This is a genomic window from Veillonella sp. CHU740 (assembly GCF_003992055.1).
Lineage (GTDB): Bacteria > Bacillota > Negativicutes > Veillonellales > Veillonellaceae > F0422.
Genome location: NZ_RQVD01000003.1, coordinates 169,478 through 187,205, shown reverse-complemented (window position 1 = coordinate 187,205; position 17,728 = coordinate 169,478). Strand labels below are relative to the sequence as shown.

The window sequence follows — 17,728 nt, the reverse complement described above, 5'->3', positions numbered from 1 at the left end:
ATTCTATCTTTATTAATCGTTGTATTGCATTTCTTTAGATAAATGATTATACCCTTTAGGTTCCACTGTAACCCATTGTCCATCACGGTCTACTAACACCTGTGCACTGCCAGCTTTAATGCATCCGATAATCGTGAATGTATCAGTCGGTAACTCCTCTGCTTTATCAGCTAGAATTGTTCCCACTAGCTGAAAGTCTTCGCCCCCCGTCCACATAGGCAGATAAGGGCTCATATGGTGACTTTCACAGTAGGCCTGTACCTCTGGATGGATGGGTAATGTATTTTCATCAATGTAAATGGTCACCTGCGATGCTTTAGCTATCTCGTTGAGCTCGCTAGACAAACCGTCGCTGATGTCGTTCATAGATGTGGCACCTAAGTCTCTTGCTATTATACCACATTCCACATGAGGAATGGGGCGTTGATGAACGGATTGACTCACCGGATAGTCCTCACTGCCCTCTAGCAAACTGTGGAGACCCACATAGGATAAGCCTAAATAATTTGTGATAAATACAACGTCACCATCTTGAGCACCACTGCGAAGGACAGATTGATTTGTTGGAACATCTCCGAAGACTGTGGCTGAAATGACAAAAGGGCCTTCCGTTGATACAGTGTCGCCACCGATGATATTCACATCGTAGTCTGCACATATATGGCGCAATCCATTGTAAACTTCTTCCACATAGGATGTATCTCTTCCCTTGGGCACTGCAATAGACACCACCATATGACGTGGGGTGCCACCCATCGCTGCTATGTCACTGATATTGGCGGCCCCTAGACGATACCCTACGTCAAAAGGAGCCGTAGTACTATCACTAAAGTGAATGCCTTCCACCATCATGTCCGTACTAACCAATTGATCCACATCACGAGGCGTATCATAGACAGCACAATCATCACCAACGCCGACCTTTACGTATGTAGAATCGTGGATACTATGTTGTGTTAATTTGTCGATAAGAGAAAATTCGTCAAGCCCAGGACTCATATTGTTAGATACATTAGAATTACTCTCTATAGTATTACCATTGGCTTTATTAACATGCATACTTCGATTCGATAACACATGGTCTTCGTCTAGCAGTAAATTCCGCAAAAAACGTTCCAAATATTCCGTTGTTCTATACACACCCAGTTTCAAATTTTGATAATTGGCACGTACCAAGGCATTCCTAAAATACCACGCATGGTCGGCAAACATATCATTAGTCACCGTAAAACCTAGGGTTCTAAGATATTTAATGAAAAATACCGCTGTCGTTCTCGTATTCCCTTCACCGAACACATGAATCTGCCATAATCTGGCAACAAAAGTCGCCAAATGACGAATCGTCTCTGATATATCTATGTTAGCATAGGAAAAGTTTTTTTCTTGCTCTATATCATAGAGTAAAGTCGCCCCTAGTTCAGACATACTACCATAGGTCACCGTATCTCCATCGAGAATCCATTCTTTTTTTGTGATATTGTAATCTCGTATATTGCCCGCATGAGGATAGATGTCTGCAAACAATTGTCTATGAATCGATAAGTACTCGCTAGGTGTAAAACTAAAAGCTTTTTCTAACAGTATCTCCGATATACGAAGTGATACTATATCCGCCTCTGCCATTCTATCATTTTGATTTGGATAGGATTCATAATAACTTTCCAATAATGTATGAACGGCCTGTAAGGACATCTGCCCTTCAATATTCTTCTTTGCTAAGTCTACTAAATACGCAGACGGCGTCAACCCATCGACAGCTTGCAAGCCAATAGCTGTTTTCCAGACTTGGACTTTTTCATATTGACTGGCTTCACCTTGACGGATATATTCCTCAAAAGGATCCTTGCGCATCGTACCACCTCGTTTCTTATATACAACGTCATTAGCCAATTATCTATTCTCACAGACTAATACAGCAGAACTGTGTATACCTAACTATGAGTATTGTATAACACTTTCACTATACATGTTGTTCTTATTGTACCATACTAGCAACTAAATATAAGATAAATTTATCTAAAATTCTAAACCAATACTCCCTACATTCATTCGATGCATGCCTATATCCATCACTATCTTTACAATCTCTCTAATAAGACTAGTATATCTTCTATTCCTTAGTATACTCATCATACTATATAAAACAAAGGGACCCTTATCAGGTCCCTCTATCATTGGATAGTGCTTAACTATATGACACTACCGCGTCATTTCAATCAATTGTTTCACATACTCATTACTAGGATAGTTCTTAACTTCTTCTGTAGTTCCGTATTGTTGTATCTTTCCTTCGTGCATAACAAGGATATGAGTCCCTAGCTTAAATGCTTCATGCATGTCATGGGTGATAAACACAATCGTACAATCCGTTTGTTTATGAATCTGTTTCAAATCTTCTTGCAGTTGGTACCTCGTAATGGAGTCCACCGCTCCGAATGGTTCGTCCATGAGCAATATCTTTGGCGAGTTTGCATAGGCTCTTGCGATACCTACTCGTTGTTGTTGTCCACCCGATAGTTCCTTGGGATACTTTCCCTTACTATCCAATGGAAGTCCAACTAATGAAAGCATTCGATTGACAATGGTATCCACTTCTTTTTTCGGCGTTCCATCGAGTTTTGGTACATACCCGATATTATCTGCTACCGTCATATGGGGGAACAATCCATCCCCTTGAATAGCATAGCCAATCTTTCTCCGTAAAGAGATAATATCCTGATCAATAACCCGTATTCCATTGATAGTAATATCTCCTTCATCGGGAACAACTAATCCATTAATCATTTTTAAAAGTGTTGTTTTACCTGATCCTGAAGTACCTACAATACAAAGAAAGTCACCTTCATTGATTGTTAGATTGAAATTTCTCACCACCCATTTACCTTGATAAGATTTTCCAATATTTTTATATTCTATAATTTGATTCATCTATTTCGCCACCAATCCTTTAGATTGCAAAAATTCCTTCGCCACTTGTTTCGGATCTTCCTTATCAATTTCTACTTTTTTATTTAACTGTGCCATGGTACTTTCATCTAAGATACCATCTAAACGATGTAAAACAGTTTCTAGTTCAGGATGTTTCTGTAACGTTTCCTCACGAACGACCATACCTGCCATGTAACTTGGATACAAGTTTCGATCATCCTCTAAGACTACAACCCGTGGATCAGACAGCTGACCATCTGTCGTAAACACAGTCATCGCATCAATTTTCTTATCAAACAAGGCTTGATATTTTAATCCATTGTCCATATCTACTTCTTTTTTGAAGTGATAATTATAAGCTTTAGCTAACGCTTTATAACCATCTTCTCGTTCAAAGAAATCATATTCTGCACCAAATATTAACTGTCCTGCATATTTCGATAAGTCAGTAAATGTTTTAATACCATATTCCTTTGCTAGGTCCGCTCGAATGCCTATACTATAGGTATCATTAAATCCAAACATGCCTTTCCACAAAAAGTGATACTTATCCTTGTATTCTGCTGTTAACATCGAAAACTTATCATTCTTATACTCGTCCTGATGTTTCAAAACAACTTGCCAAGATGTGCCAGTGTACTCTGGATACATATCAAAATCACCACGAACCATACCCGGATGAATATTAGATGTACCACCGCCTACACCATGGGTATACTCTACTTTTAGATTCGTATCTGCCTCAATGAGAGTACCCACAATTTCCGCCAAGATGTATCCTTCTGATACGGGTTTTGATGCAATATGTATCGTATCATGTTTGCTATATTGTTGCAGTCCAAAAACAGTCCCCATAGCAATCAATAGAAACCCCACTGTATAGCCCATTCTTTTGTTGACCACTGTATGGATCTTATGTTGCTCCACTAATTTGCCAATGACACCTAAAATGCGGTCTATCACTAGTGCTAATAGTGCAATCAAAATCCCACCGATCCAAATCAATACTTCATTATTCGTCGTAATGCCACGATAGATGGCAACACCTAATCCACCTGCGCCTACAAAGGATGCAATACCCGCTAATGCAATCGTCATAGTCACCATATTCATAATCGATGAATGAATCACAGGAAATGCTAATGGCAACTGTATCTTCCATAAAATTTGACTATCGGTACTCCCCATAGCTCGACTGGCCTCAATAATCTTTGAATCAATAGTGGTAATCCCTACATAAGTACCACGAACAATGGGTAACAAGGCATATATAATCAGTGCAATGATAGCCGTTGTATTCCCCACCCCTGTGAAAGAAATGAGAAATCCTAACAGAGCTATAGACGGTATCGTGTAAGCAATATTCACTACAGATATCACCGAATTTGCCATTTTCTCGTTTTGTGATATCCATATTCCAATTGCAAGGCCTACAATAGTAGCAATGATAACGGATATAAATGTTATTCCTATATGTTCTATTAATAACTGCACATAAAATGATGAATTGCTTCCTAACTCTTCCATTATTTTTTGTATCATCAAGTCCTCCTTTCCTACAGTATCTTTGCAGGTATAATATCATAGTAAACTACCATGAATTTAGCGTATAAAAATGTTGGAGGCTCTTCGATAAGAGTCCCCCAACGTACAACTTAATCTTTTACTATTTTGTCTTTCATTTGTTTTAATGGATGCGTTAAGTCAATATCCCCATAGGTCGGTAAGGTTACGCCTTTTACCTTTACATAGACTTTATGTACACCATCAAATTCCACCGCTGTATTTACAATAGAGGCAATACGCAATGTGGCTGTTAAACCAGTAGCATCTTGTAAAAAGTCATCATTCAATACTACCGTCACTGTATCATCATGTTTTGCCGTTTCTACTACTTTTGTTCCTTTTGCAAACACAGGATACTCCGCACGACCATCTTGCTCAATCATCAAGTTAATAGCATCTTTTACAGTTTTACGATTTGCATCTATTGTCAATGGCTGTGGCATAACACCTTTTCCATCTTGTCGTGGTACATATACCATTATTTTTGTCATTGCTTCTTGTGCATTGTTTGTTTGCCCTTGACTCGCTGCTTGTTGCGTTTGTTTTCCCAAGTCTACTTTAACATCCTGAGAATTACACCCAGCTAAAGCGATTATACATATGCTCATCATGGCAATTAAGCTATTACGCAATGATTGTTTCATGACATTAACCTCCAAAATATGCTTCCAAACCATTTGCTATTTCATTAGCAAACTGTTGACGTGTACTCGCTTCTTTCAGATGTGCTTCCTCAGTAGGATTAGAAATGAATCCTAATTCTACTAAAATAGAAGGCATCAAAGAATGGCGCAATACATATAAATTTCCAGGTTGAATACCTCTATCTCCGTTGAATCCACTATGGTCAGCTATTTGTCGTTGCACAGATGAAGCTAGTTTTTTTGATTGCTCAGATCCATCAAAATAATACGTAGCTATACCACCTACATTAGGATTCGAGAATGAATTGATATGGACACTGATAAATGCATCTGCTTGGTTCACATTAGCTACATCCACACGAGCTTGCAACTCATCAACACCACTAGCGTGAGGTCCATATACGTCCACATCTGTAGTCCGTGTTAACACTACTTTAGCACCTTTTGCTTCTAAGACCGATTTTAAATATTCTGAAATAGGTAATGTAACCTGCTTTTCTTGCAGCCCTGTAGGCCCGATAGCACCGGGATCACTACCACCATGACCAGGGTCAAGGACAATAATTTTACCACTAATACCACCAGATGTACGATAGTTAACACTTGTTGGCTTAGCTGGTTGTGGTTGCGGCTGCGCTGGTGCAGAATTCACTACAGGAGGAGCTACCTTTGCCGGCACATTTGATTTCACAGTTTCTGGCTTTGTAGCAGGTTTAGGTGTAGCCTTAGCTGTAGTAGCCTTTTCCTTCGGTTCTGAAGCAGGCTTTGCTACTGGTGCAACTACAACCGGTTTTTTACCATAGTAATTTTCTCTAGGAGCCACACCCTTTTGTTGAATATCTACTACCATACGATATGGTTTATTATTGACTGTATCTTTTTTTAATGTAAACACTTTTAAATCTGCTACATCAATAGGTTTTGGTGTTTCAATAGTTACTACTGTATCTGATCCTTTTTGTGATAGAGTTGCTTGTTTAGCAATTCCATCATCCATTGTGACAGATGTAGGTGCTCCAGCAATAACAGCATTCTTTAACGTTAATGTCGTAGAAGTTCCGCTGGCACTAATAGAAGCATTCGCATGTACTGGACTAGATAAACTAAATACCATTCTAACAAATGGTACAGGTGCATCATTTCTAGTCACCCAATGAAAATCTGTCACATTAGCAGCACGAGTTCCCCCAAAGACCATCGGTAAGACAAACATTAACATTCCTAACAAGGTAAATAACTTACGCAAATATATCACTCCAATCTATGTTGCTTTGGATAATTTCCTTTAGACAGTATCTTAATTATACCATACTTTAGGAAATGATTCATGAATATATTGTGAAAGATTATCGTTCTGTACGAACATCATAGTCTTTACCATCTGTTCTAATAGTAACCGTTCCCATTGTATCTGTACGATATATCTCTACATTTTCTTTTGAAAGTCGTTCCAAAGCCTTTGCACCCGGATGTCCATAAGAATTATGTAATCCAGCAGAAATAACGGCTATTTCTGGACGTATTGAGCGAATAAAATCTTTTTCACTAGATCCATTGCTTCCGTGATGCCCTACTTTCAGTACTTTACTCGACATTTTTGTATTTTGTTCTTTAATTAATCGCGCTTCTTCTTCTTTCTCAGCGTCACCCGTCATAAGCATAGAAAATTTACCAAATGTTAGTTTTCCTACAATAGAGTTATTATTTTGATGCACATGTCCTTTGGAATCTCCCAGAACTTCTCCTTTCCATGGAGCAAACACGTCAAAGTACGCGCCATTACCAAGATCTAATCGATCACCTTTTTGTAACACTTCTCGATGAATTTTTTTAGTTTCTATAATTTTTAAATACGTTCTGTAGGTTCCACTATCGATTTCAATTCCATTATCATAGACATGTTTAATAGGGAATTCCTTAGCAATCGCATAAAAGCCTCCAATATGATCTGCATGGGGATGCGTTAAGATTATATTTTCCAACTCTTTTACACCATATTTTTTTAATAAAGCAACGACTTGTGGGCGGTGTTCTATATCTCCTGTATCAATCATCGTAAATGAATCCCCAACTTGAATTAAGATAGCATCACCTTGCCCTATGTCTAAGACATGAACTTTCATAGTCCCGGATGCTTCTTTTGTTCCTTGTGTGGACTCAACCTTGGTTGAACTGGCATTGGCCATCGATATATCTGAACTACATCCTAATATCGATAGTAAGGTGATGAATAGAGTCCCCAATATAAGCAGATATTTATATATATTTCGTTTCATCTATAGTTTCTTTCCAACTCAATAACTTACATACTTAACAAGTATATTTCATCTATAAAACTAGGACAGGTAGAATATTACTACTACGTTTGATTTTATAAAGATTTTTGTTCCGAATATCCTCTAATCTCTCGAATCACTTGTCCCATTCTTACAGCTACTTCTGATGGGGTAAATCCAGGACCGACTTCTGCTAACGTCCTATCACCGGCTACACTATGAGCATATACAGCAAGTTTTATGGCTCTATGAACCTCATCAGTTTGATTCAACATAGATCCAATCACACCTGCTAATACATCACCCATACCTCCCGTACCCATATATGGATTACCGGAAGTAGTAAGACTAACTACACCTGTTGGTGTACCTATCAATGTAGGTTGACCTTTTAATACTACATACACGCCATAGGAAGCAGCAAATGTATGAACTATACTAATCGGATCAGCATCTATTTCTTCTATTGATTTACCAGTAAGTATAGAAAACTCTCCTTTATGGGGAGTAAGCACAATAGAATGACCTGTTTTACTTAGAATGGAAGCCTGTTTCTTAAGTAATTCTAAGTCACTAGCTATAGCAATCAGTCCATCTGCATCAATGACAATATGAGAATCATGAGTCACTTCAAATCTCTGTAGTAGCTGATTTCTATACATTTCAGTTCTACCACCACCAGGTCCAATTACCACTGAACTATTGACATCCAAGGTGACGACATTCTCAATAGAATTTATCATCATTTCAGGACGACTCATTGTTCGTAACGATTCTAATTCATTAGTACCTGATAGTATGGTGACTTTTCCAGCCCCACTCCGTAAAGCTCCTTCAGCACTTAATATAGGAGCACCGTAGATACCAGGAGAGCCACCTACTACATAGACATGGCCATTGATTCCCTTATGAGCAATGGGAGATCTTGGTGTTATATATAAACTATCTTTAGTATTCCAAAATATATCGATATATGGTTCCTTATTCATAGCTTTTGACAGTGTATCATAGGCCATAGGAAAACCAATTGTTCCTATTGTCATATGTCCCACATATTCACGACCTGGATACAGCAACATACCTACTTTAGGAGCTAACAATGTCACTGTTTCATCTGCTCGAAACGTATACTCATCTACTTCACCAGTTAATCCATTCACACCACTTGGTATATCAATGGATATACATCTACGATTCGAACTTTCAAGCCCCCACCATTTGCATTGTTCGAAAATAGTTTGAACATACTCCGGTAATGTACCCTGAAAACCAGTTCCAAACACACCATCTACAACGATACCTGCATTAGTTAATACAAATTCAGGTAGCTGTTCTCCTGTATCCATAATTTCTTCTAATAGAATTATTTCAATCCTATTTTCTAATGTATTTATAATCTTCCACTGCTGTTTAAATAGTGTTGATCCCTTTTGGGGTTCTCCTAGTATAACAACAATAGGTGGTTCCATAGCAACTTCCGCCAACAGTCTGGCTGCTACAAGAGCATCTCCTCCATTATTTCCTATGCCACATAAAAAGACAGCATTTTTGGGGCCTTTTATTTCTCGTATATGTCGTTGTACCACTTCAAAAACAGATCGACCTGCTTGTTCCATCAAATGTGATACAGGCAGTCCTAGCGCCTGAATATATTGATCAAATTTTGTCACTTGCTTTGGGGTTAATACTCTCATAACTATTTCCTCTAGTATACAATCACAGTACTGGTAGCATATTCACGACAATGACTAATAGATACTTGCATGGTGTCATATCCCAATGCTTTCATTTGCTCACCAAAGTATCCTGAACAAGTAAGAAGCGGTGCTCCCCACGCATCATGACTGACTTGTATATCTTGCCATGAACCATAGCGAAACCCTGTTCCTAACGCTTTCACGCATGCCTCTTTAGCTGCAAAGATACCGGCAAATGAAGCGGCGGCTTGTTTATTTCTTCCCCATGCATAGTTTCTTTCGTACTCTGTAAAAACACGATGCAAAAAGGATTCTTTTTGCATCGCTTGTTCCATTCGATGTATTTCTATTATATCTGTACCTACTCGAATCATATCATCCTCGCAATTGGCGAATCATATCTGCTCGATCTGAGGCTCCAAATACAGCTGAACCCGCTACTAACATAGTAGCCCCAGCTTTACGTACAAGTGGAGCCGTTTCTAAATTAATGCCTCCATCTACTTCCACAACGGCTGTTGTGTTACCTACTGCATCCAACAGTTGACGAGCTTGCTGTACTTTTTTTACAGCATTGGAAATGAAAGATTGTCCACCAAATCCTGGATTCACACTCATAATTAAAATTAAATCTAAATCGCTAGCAATATCCTCTAATAAGGATACTGGTGTAGATGGGTTCAAGGAAACACCAGCTTTCATTCCTGTGCTTTTAATAGCTTGAATCAATCGGTGCGCATGTGGTACAACTTCCCAATGAAACGTAAAATACTCTACACCTATCTTAGCATACTCTTCTACATAATCAGCGGGATTTGTCACCATTAAATGAACATCAAAAGGCAATGTAGTATGTGGGCGTAATGCTTTTACAATTGGTGCACCAAATGTTAGGTTTGGTACAAAATGACCATCCATAACATCGATATGAAGTAAATCTGCACCACCTTCTTCAATCGTGCGAATATCTTCTCGCAAGTTTGAAAAGTCTGCAGACAACATTGATGGGGCAATTTGAATCATTTTATCTTCTCCTTTGATCTTCAATTTCAGATTTTATAGTCAAGTAGGATTGATATCTTTGTTGACTAATTTTGCCAGTTCCCATAGCTTCTTTTACTGAGCAGATAGGTTCATGACTGTGAGAACAGGGGCTAAATTTACAACCTGTATCATACTGACTAAACTCAGGAAATGCATACGTTAACTCTTCTAGCGTCATTCCTGTATGTTCAATCGCAGAAAAACCTGGGGTATCCATGATAAAAGAGCTTTCATCCAAACTATACAGTGAGGCATGTCGAGTAGTATGTCTACCTCGTTTAATTTTATCGCTTACAGCTCCAGTTTGGAAGGCAAAATTAGGGTCTACTGCATTGAGCAAGCTGCTTTTGCCAACCCCCGATGGGCCAGCAAAAGCACTGATCTTTCCATGCAATACACGACGCAACTCTTCAATGCCTTCTCCTGTATAGGTAGATGTGCATAGTACGGTATATCCAATATCCTCATAGATACGTTGTAACTGTACTGTTTCTTCTGAGTGCAAATCATACTTATTAATAACTAATACAGGAGGAATATTACTATGATGAATCATGACTAACAAACGATCCAACAGTAATGGATGTATATCAGGTTCCCTAGCAGCCACCACAACTACTACCTGATCAATATTAGCAATCGCCGGTCTACGTAAAGAATTTCTACGTTCCGCTATACCATCAATCCAACCATCATCTGTGATGGTAACCGTATCCCCCACTAGCAAGGAATACCGCTCCTTTTTTAATCGGCCTCTCACTTTACATTCACGCACTTCACCATTTTGTATTTGTACGTAAAAGTAGCCATTCATATTCTTAACTACAACACCTTGTTCCATGCTCTCTCCTATAAGGATTGTTCCTGTACTAATGCGCCATTTAAGAATGTCTGTACTCGTACATTTCCACTACCAGAAACACGTTTTACAATTCGATCACCTGGGGCATTGGTACCGTCATAGACCACACGACTTCCTTCATCATCTATGATAACAACTTTGATGTGCTGTGATGGTTTTCCATTTGGTACTGTCACATCAATTTCACCTTTTGTAGGCCCGCTATTTTTGCTAGATTGCGAATCTTTTTTATCAGCTTTAGCCTCACCTACTAAGCTTACACTTTCATCTCGTTTGACAGATGATCCTGGCGCAGGACTCACATCTGTAACAATGGCTGTATCTTCATTTGAGCCAGAAATTTTACTGATGCTTAATCCTAAATTACCTAGAGCCTCTTTAGCTTCCTTAATAGTCATGCCCACTACATTAGGAATCTCTATGGTCGAAGACTTCGTTTGATTTACCGTAATATCAACGGTAGCTCCTTTAGATGCTTTACCACCAGCTTGTAATCCTTGACTGATGACTACGCCATCATCTTTACTCGTATCACTGACATAAGTAACCTTACCAATAGATAATCCTAAAGATTTTAATTTCTCTCTTGCCTGATCAAAGCTCATACCTTGTAAATCAGGAATTGTAATATCTCCAGCTCCTTTACTTACTACCAAGTGAACTAATCGTTGTTCTTTTACAGATTCACCAGGTTCTGGACTTTGAGAAATAACTTGTCCTGCTGGAACATCTGAATTTGTTACTTCTGAACTAGATACTCGTAAATGACGTTCTTCTAATAAACGTGTAGCCACACTTAACTGTTTACCAACCACATTTGGTACATCTACAGTAGAATTACTCCAGAAATTACCGAAGCTTAAAAATGCCCATAAAAAAGCTAGTATGAATGCAAATAAGGCTCCCCCAAAAATATATTTACGAGGTAAGCTGCCCAATTTAGCAAAAATGCCATCTTGAGATTCTTCCTCTTCTTCTAATACCTCGGTATCCATTGGTGGCAAGACCTGCGTAGCAAAATCATGCTGCATAGGCCTAGCAGAAGTGCCTCCACGATATCCTAAAGACATACGTAAGGCCTGAATCATCTCAGAAATAGATCCAAATCGCTTGCCTGGCTCTTTCTCAAGAGCAACTAACACGACTTGTTCTAGTTGTGGCGGTATTAAGTTATTTTTAATTCTTGGAGCAATCACTCTATCCTTAACATGTTGTAAGGCCACACTAACAGGCGTTTCACCTCGGAAAGGAACTTCTCCTGTCAACAATTCATATAATACCACGCCTAAAGAGTATATATCTGTACTGACATTGATGCTTTTACCACTGGCTTGTTCAGGAGAAATATAATGTGCCGATCCCATGACAGAGTTAGTATACATCATCGTCGCCGCAGAATTAATAGCCCGAGCAATCCCAAAGTCTGTTACTTTGATTCTACCAGTATCTGTAATCAAAATATTATGTGGTTTCACATCACAGTGTACGATGCCCATAGCGTGCGCATGTTCAAGCCCCTCTGCTATAGCAATCGTAATTTTAACAGCTTCTTGTACAGAAACATGGGCATGATGTTGAATATATTCTTTTAATGTACAACCAGCCACATATTCCATAATGATATAATGATAGCCTTGGTCATAGCCTACATCATACATACTCACTACATTGGGATGATTCAATTTACCTGCCGCTTGTGCTTCTCGTTTAAAGCGGGCCACAAAGTCTTGGTCACTACCAAAGTTTTGATGCAAAATTTTAATAGCTACAGGCCTTCCCAACAATGTATCTTTACCCTGATATACATCAGCCATACCACCGACACCAATTTTTTGTCTTACTTCATAACGATGGTCAAAGACTAATCCTACTAATGTATGTCTATCCATATGTCACCTCTTTATATTCGTCCAAGTATGATTGTTACATTATCACGTGCCCCTGCATCATATACAAGTTGCACTAAATCTTCCAGAACTCTACTTTCAGATGATTCTTCTGAAAGTATCTCTTCAATACGACTTTCTTCAATATAACCAGATAAACCATCACTACATAGTAGGATTCGTTCACCTTCATGAACTTCAACCATTCCTGTATCAACTTCTACTGTATTATATACACCTATAGCTCTTGTTAGCATGTTCCGCTTTGGATGATGAATCACTTCAGCTTCTGTAATCGTACCTGCATTGACCAACTCTTGTACCATAGAATGGTCATTTGTCATTCTACGTAACTGGCTATCACCATAGATATATAGACGACTATCTCCTACATGAGCCCATAATAAAGTATCTTCCTTTACATAGGCTACTACAGCAGTAGTTCCCATACCTTCTAATTCCTTATAGGATTGGCTTTTTTCAAAGACCATACGATTCGCTTCTAAAATAGCCTCACGTAATACGTCTACAGTAATTATATCTGCCTTTTCAATGACATCCACGATAGTATCTACTACCATCGTGCTGGCATATTCACCACCGGTATAGCCACCCATGCCATCTGCCACTATAAGAAGTGGCCCTTTGGCATAGAATCTATCTTCATTTCGTTGACGAACTAACCCTGTTTTACTAACCCCTAAACTAATCATTACATCCCTTCTTTCAAAGATTGTTGATGTTGTATCTTTAATTGACCACATGCCGCTTGTATTTCATCGCCCATTTCTTTACGAATTGTAACAGAGACACCATAGGACTCTACAATTCGTTTGAAATCTTGCATTGCTTTCATAGCTGGTTTGTATAAATTAATATGCTCATTTCCATTAACAGGAATTAAGTTTACATTACAATGAGGAAACTTTTTAGCAATTTGGCCTAATTCATGAGCTTCTTTCTCAGAAGCATTCACATCTTTAATTAGTATATATTCAAATGTGACACGGCGCTCTGTTTTTTTATAATATTCACTAACCGCATCTAATACATCCTGCAATGCATAGGTAGCACCAATTGGCATAATCGCTTTTCTCGTAGTATCTGTAGTAGCATGTAAGGATAAAGCCAATGTAATGGGTAATCCTTGATCCGCAAATTCATAAATTTTAGGTACAAGCCCACAGGTAGACACTGTCATACGACGATATCCAATATTAAAACTTTCTTTTTCATGGATAAATCGTAATGCTTCCAATGTATTTTCAAAGTTTTGTAGTGGCTCACCTGAACCCATAACTACAATCGAGTGTACCTCTTCTTGTATTATACTCTCAAACAGCAATAGCTGTCCGACAATTTCAGCTACGGTCAAATTGCGAAATAAACCTTCCGTAGTAGATGCACAGAAAATACACCCCATAGCACAGCCCACCTGCGATGATAAACAAACTGAATTGCCATAATGTTGGCGCATTAACACCGTTTCTACCTGATTGCCATCAGAAAACCTAAGCAATAGTTTTTTGGTATTTCCGTCAGAGCTAGTGCTTTCTTTAACTACAGTAGGAACTGTTATTGTACAATGCGCTTGTAACCAAGTACGCATGCCTTGTGGTAGCTGTAACATCTCATCCATAGAAAATATATGCCGTTGATATATATAGTCCATGATTTGTTTCGCTCTAAACTTAGGAAATCCACCTTCCATGACGACTTTACTTAAAGCTGGCAATGAAAGGCCCACTAATTCAATCATTCTTTCTCCTTACGTAACCGTGCTATAAAGAACCCATCCATATCATACACATGTGGTAATAAAGTAACCATCGGACCCTCTGTTTTAAATGGTAACAATGGAGCTACATCTTCTAAGGTATAATTCGTATGTGTATTTAAAAATGCTTGTATAACATGTTCGTTTTCTAGTTCATTAATCGTACATGTCGAATAGACTAAGTAGCCACCTAATTTGACATAGGAACTAGCATTTTCTAGAATCTGTAGTTGCAATTCTGGTAAAGAAGTTAATTGTGATGCATCTTTTCGCCATCGCATATCTAACTTCTTCTGTAATATTCCAAGTCCTGAGCAAGGTGCATCTACTAACACAGCATCATATTGTGCTTTCCATGCTTCATAAAAAGCCGTAGCATCTCCTTGTTGTGCAGTGACATTAGTTGCACCCATACGTTTCGCATTCTCTTCTAGCAAGTTCACTTTATGCTCATGAATATCTGTAGCTACTATGGAGCCTGTATTTTTCATTAGTGTAGACATGTGGAGTGTCTTCCCGCCTGGTGCTGCACAAATATCTAGTATATGCATTCCTTCCTTAGGGTCCATTGCATAGGCAACGGCCATCGATGCCTCATCCATAAAGGTCAATGCACCTTGTTGTACCCATTTAGCTTGTTGTAGCTGCCCTTTATGAGAGTGCACAATTATAGCCTCTGGAATCATATGGCTAGGCTCTACATTCCATCCGGCTTCTGTTAACTCCTCTAACAAAGCTTCTCTGGAAATTTTTAATGTATTTACCCTGGCCGTCAGTAAAGGAGTTTCATTGAACCATTCACATACATCGCTGGTTTCTTCCACACCTCTTTGTTGTATCCACAAGTTAACCAACCATAATGGCTGATTATAAATAAAGGATATTCTTTCCGCCTCTGAGGTTGCGAGACTATCAATACTAATCTCTTCTCGTTTGCGATCTACGTTACGTAATACGGCATTAATGAATCGATCCATACCAGGAGCTACTTTTTTTGCTAGTTTTACACTTTCATTCACAGCTGCACTAGAAGGTACTTTATCCATATAAATTAATTGATATATGCCTAATCGCAAAATCTCTAATACTAAGGGTGACACCTTTTTAACAGGTTTCTTGGTTAGATGTTCTATGATGGCATCTAAATAATTTTGTCGGCGCACCACACCATACACAAGCTCTGTAAAAAACCTACGATCTAAATCTTCTAACTTTTCTTGCATTATATAATGAGGTAACACAATATTGGCATATTTTTTATCTCGATTAATATCCACTAATGCTTTCATAGCAAGGCGTCGAATATTTTTATGTTCTTTTCGCTGTATCGTTTCCATACAATAACCTTTCTACGACAAGTCTAACATCTTCTGTATTTACTCGCGTATTACAACAAGGTCCACAAGGGCGTTCATTCAGTACTCCAATTACTGGAATTGGGAATACATCTGCCATACCACTGACCAAATCCCGTTCACAAGCAATTGCAACAATGGCTCTTGGACGTATCTCTTTAATTTTTAATCGGGCTAAGGTACCTCCCGTGACAACTAGGAAATGACATCCATATTGGTTGGCTATTTCTAACAAGCTCCCCACCTGACATCGACCACATTGTTTGCAATTATATACATCCGTCGTCACTTTATGTACACACTCTGAAAGTTGTATACAGTGAGGTGTCAGCAATAATAATGTGTCTGGCTCTACCCGATATACTTGAGTATTTACTAAATGGTTAATGAATGCAATCAGAGATTGACTAACCTCATCTTTTGTATATCCACATATCTTACCTAATGTAGTCACAATAGGAAATAACATATATAATCCACGGTTAGATAGACGCAACAAAATAGGATGCTGAATTGAATACTGTGCTACTAGTACCATATAAGCCCACATGAACCATCCGATTCCCAGTGGGAGTAATAAGAATATTTCTATACAAGTACCGAATATGCCCCATTCTAGAAAACTAGGGTGCATCATCCATAATATCCAGCCCCAAACCATAGAGAGTAGGCTTACTGTTAATGCTGTCAGTAGTAAATACAAATAATAGGATTTATTCATTTCCAAAATAAGCTCCTAATTGGAGTTGATGCCCTCGAACAAAATCACCAGCACTCATTCGCTTTTTATTCTCTGGCTGTACTTCTGTCACTCGCAACACACCTTGGCGTGTAAAAATACTAAATGATTCTTTATCGATGCCTACAACAGAACCTTCCTTAGGATATCCACAAGCGTTTTTCAAATTTTCTGGTGCATACATGGATTCATGATCTACTTTAGCATGCCAAAATTTAATACGTTTGCCTTCAAAAAAAGTAAAACATCCAGGACTTGGATTAAATGCGCGAATCTTTGCCGCTAACACATGAGCTGGTTCAGTAAAGTCCAATAGACCCATTTCTTTTGTTATTTTACCTGTTTCAATGGCCTCTGCATGATTCTGAGGTGTTCTACCTAACGACCCATCTTGTAAGCCCGCCAAGACAGGTACAATCATCTCCGCTCCTAAGTGTGATAAAGCTTCGAATATTGTACCAGAAGTATCTTCTTCCGTAACAGGGATTCGTTCCATACAGATGATATCTCCCGTATCTAACCCTTCATCCATCTGCATGATAGTCATGCCAGTTTCAGCTTCTTCATGAAGAATTGCATATTGGATAGGTGCTGCCCCTCTAAATTTTGGCAATAAAGAGGCGTGCAAGTTGATACACCCTAATGGTGGCTGATGAATTAACCAAGGCGGTAAGATTTTACCATATGCAATAACCACTACAATATCTGGTGCCAATGTTTCTAGCAACCTTTCAGCTTCTTCATTGCGCAATGACTGCGGTTGATATACTGGTATATCATGCTGTAATGCCAACTCTTTTGTAGGTGGCATTTGCAATTTATTGCCCCTTCCTTTCGGTTTATCCGGTTGACAAAAAACGCCCACTACATGGTGTTTGCTTTGGATTAGAGAAGCTAGTGTAGGAACAGCTATATCTGGTGTTCCCATAAATACAATACGAAGTGGATTCATGA

At 38.7% G+C, this 17,728-nt stretch carries 16 protein-coding genes; all 16 read right to left on the bottom strand.

The features are described 5' to 3' along the window. Positions 1-12: 12 nt before the first annotated feature. Positions 13-1,851: a thiamine-phosphate kinase gene (gene thiL, locus EO115_RS08425; RefSeq protein ID WP_206168425.1), complete on the bottom strand. Its 1,839-nt coding sequence runs from the start codon at positions 1,849-1,851 to the stop codon at positions 13-15. 348 nt (positions 1,852-2,199) lie between these two features. Next, entirely contained in the window at positions 2,200-2,928 is a 729-nt protein-coding gene (locus EO115_RS03150) for an ABC transporter ATP-binding protein (RefSeq protein ID WP_126937532.1), read from the bottom strand. Continuing rightward, entirely contained in the window at positions 2,929-4,470 is a 1,542-nt protein-coding gene (locus EO115_RS03145) for a glycine betaine ABC transporter substrate-binding protein (RefSeq protein WP_126937531.1), read from the bottom strand. It abuts the gene before it with no gap. Between the two features lie 113 nt (positions 4,471-4,583). After that, a complete protein-coding gene (locus EO115_RS03140; RefSeq protein WP_127010051.1) occupies positions 4,584-5,138 on the bottom strand; it encodes a GerMN domain-containing protein in 555 nt (184 codons plus the stop codon). 4 nt (positions 5,139-5,142) lie between these two features. Then, on the bottom strand, positions 5,143-6,384 hold the full coding sequence (locus EO115_RS03135; protein WP_126937529.1) for an N-acetylmuramoyl-L-alanine amidase: 1,242 nt from the start codon (positions 6,382-6,384) through the stop codon (positions 5,143-5,145). Positions 6,385-6,484: 100 nt separating this feature from the next. Continuing rightward, positions 6,485-7,261, bottom strand: coding sequence for a ComEC/Rec2 family competence protein (locus EO115_RS03130; RefSeq protein WP_240628925.1), 777 nt, complete (start codon positions 7,259-7,261; stop codon positions 6,485-6,487). Between the two features lie 248 nt (positions 7,262-7,509). Beyond that, on the bottom strand, positions 7,510-9,108 hold the full coding sequence (locus EO115_RS03125) for an NAD(P)H-hydrate dehydratase (protein ID WP_126937527.1): 1,599 nt from the start codon (positions 9,106-9,108) through the stop codon (positions 7,510-7,512). An 11-nt stretch (positions 9,109-9,119) separates the two neighbouring features. Beyond that, entirely contained in the window at positions 9,120-9,482 is a 363-nt protein-coding gene (gene acpS / locus EO115_RS03120; RefSeq protein ID WP_164724040.1) for a holo-ACP synthase, read from the bottom strand. 4 nt (positions 9,483-9,486) lie between these two features. Then, positions 9,487-10,134: a ribulose-phosphate 3-epimerase gene (gene rpe, locus EO115_RS03115; RefSeq protein WP_126937525.1), complete on the bottom strand. Its 648-nt coding sequence runs from the start codon at positions 10,132-10,134 to the stop codon at positions 9,487-9,489. Position 10,135: 1 nt separating this feature from the next. Then, the gene (gene rsgA, locus EO115_RS03110) at positions 10,136-10,996 is read right to left on the bottom strand and encodes a ribosome small subunit-dependent GTPase A (protein ID WP_126937524.1); all 861 of its coding nucleotides are present in this window, start codon (positions 10,994-10,996) and stop codon (positions 10,136-10,138) included. A gap of 8 nt (positions 10,997-11,004) precedes the next feature. Next, positions 11,005-12,906, bottom strand: a complete 1,902-nt coding sequence (gene pknB, locus EO115_RS03105; protein ID WP_126937523.1) for a Stk1 family PASTA domain-containing Ser/Thr kinase — start codon at positions 12,904-12,906, stop codon at positions 11,005-11,007. A gap of 11 nt (positions 12,907-12,917) precedes the next feature. Beyond that, the gene (locus tag EO115_RS03100) at positions 12,918-13,616 is read right to left on the bottom strand and encodes a Stp1/IreP family PP2C-type Ser/Thr phosphatase (protein ID WP_126937522.1); all 699 of its coding nucleotides are present in this window, start codon (positions 13,614-13,616) and stop codon (positions 12,918-12,920) included. Next, entirely contained in the window at positions 13,616-14,662 is a 1,047-nt protein-coding gene (gene rlmN / locus EO115_RS03095) for a 23S rRNA (adenine(2503)-C(2))-methyltransferase RlmN (protein ID WP_126937521.1), read from the bottom strand. Before rlmN ends, EO115_RS03100 begins: the two co-directional genes overlap by 1 nt. Then, the gene (rsmB, locus tag EO115_RS03090) at positions 14,659-16,017 is read right to left on the bottom strand and encodes a 16S rRNA (cytosine(967)-C(5))-methyltransferase RsmB (RefSeq protein WP_126937520.1); all 1,359 of its coding nucleotides are present in this window, start codon (positions 16,015-16,017) and stop codon (positions 14,659-14,661) included. Before rsmB ends, rlmN begins: the two co-directional genes overlap by 4 nt. Beyond that, on the bottom strand, positions 15,989-16,756 hold the full coding sequence (locus tag EO115_RS03085; protein WP_126937552.1) for a DUF116 domain-containing protein: 768 nt from the start codon (positions 16,754-16,756) through the stop codon (positions 15,989-15,991). Before EO115_RS03085 ends, rsmB begins: the two co-directional genes overlap by 29 nt. After that, positions 16,749-17,726, bottom strand: a complete 978-nt coding sequence (gene fmt, locus EO115_RS03080; RefSeq protein ID WP_126937519.1) for a methionyl-tRNA formyltransferase — start codon at positions 17,724-17,726, stop codon at positions 16,749-16,751. The genes EO115_RS03085 and fmt overlap by 8 nt, the downstream gene beginning before the upstream one ends. Positions 17,727-17,728 lie beyond the last annotated feature (2 nt).

Coding starts and splice junctions, on each gene's coding strand:
- EO115_RS03085 (WP_126937552.1), bottom strand. CDS start 16,756: ATGAATAAATCCTATTATTTGTATTTACTACTGACAGCATTAACAGTA.
- pknB (WP_126937523.1), bottom strand. CDS start 12,906: ATGGATAGACATACATTAGTAGGATTAGTCTTTGACCATCGTTATGAA.
- rlmN (WP_126937521.1), bottom strand. CDS start 14,662: ATGATTGAATTAGTGGGCCTTTCATTGCCAGCTTTAAGTAAAGTCGTC.
- EO115_RS03100 (WP_126937522.1), bottom strand. CDS start 13,616: ATGATTAGTTTAGGGGTTAGTAAAACAGGGTTAGTTCGTCAACGAAAT.
- rsgA (WP_126937524.1), bottom strand. CDS start 10,996: ATGGAACAAGGTGTTGTAGTTAAGAATATGAATGGCTACTTTTACGTA.
- EO115_RS03145 (WP_126937531.1), bottom strand. CDS start 4,470: ATGATACAAAAAATAATGGAAGAGTTAGGAAGCAATTCATCATTTTAT.
- EO115_RS03140 (WP_127010051.1), bottom strand. CDS start 5,138: ATGAAACAATCATTGCGTAATAGCTTAATTGCCATGATGAGCATATGT.
- EO115_RS03150 (WP_126937532.1), bottom strand. CDS start 2,928: ATGAATCAAATTATAGAATATAAAAATATTGGAAAATCTTATCAAGGT.
- EO115_RS03130 (WP_240628925.1), bottom strand. CDS start 7,261: ATGAAAGTTCATGTCTTAGACATAGGGCAAGGTGATGCTATCTTAATT.
- rpe (WP_126937525.1), bottom strand. CDS start 10,134: ATGATTCAAATTGCCCCATCAATGTTGTCTGCAGACTTTTCAAACTTG.
- fmt (WP_126937519.1), bottom strand. CDS start 17,726: ATGAATCCACTTCGTATTGTATTTATGGGAACACCAGATATAGCTGTT.
- rsmB (WP_126937520.1), bottom strand. CDS start 16,017: ATGGAAACGATACAGCGAAAAGAACATAAAAATATTCGACGCCTTGCT.
- EO115_RS03125 (WP_126937527.1), bottom strand. CDS start 9,108: ATGAGAGTATTAACCCCAAAGCAAGTGACAAAATTTGATCAATATATT.
- thiL (WP_206168425.1), bottom strand. CDS start 1,851: ATGCGCAAGGATCCTTTTGAGGAATATATCCGTCAAGGTGAAGCCAGT.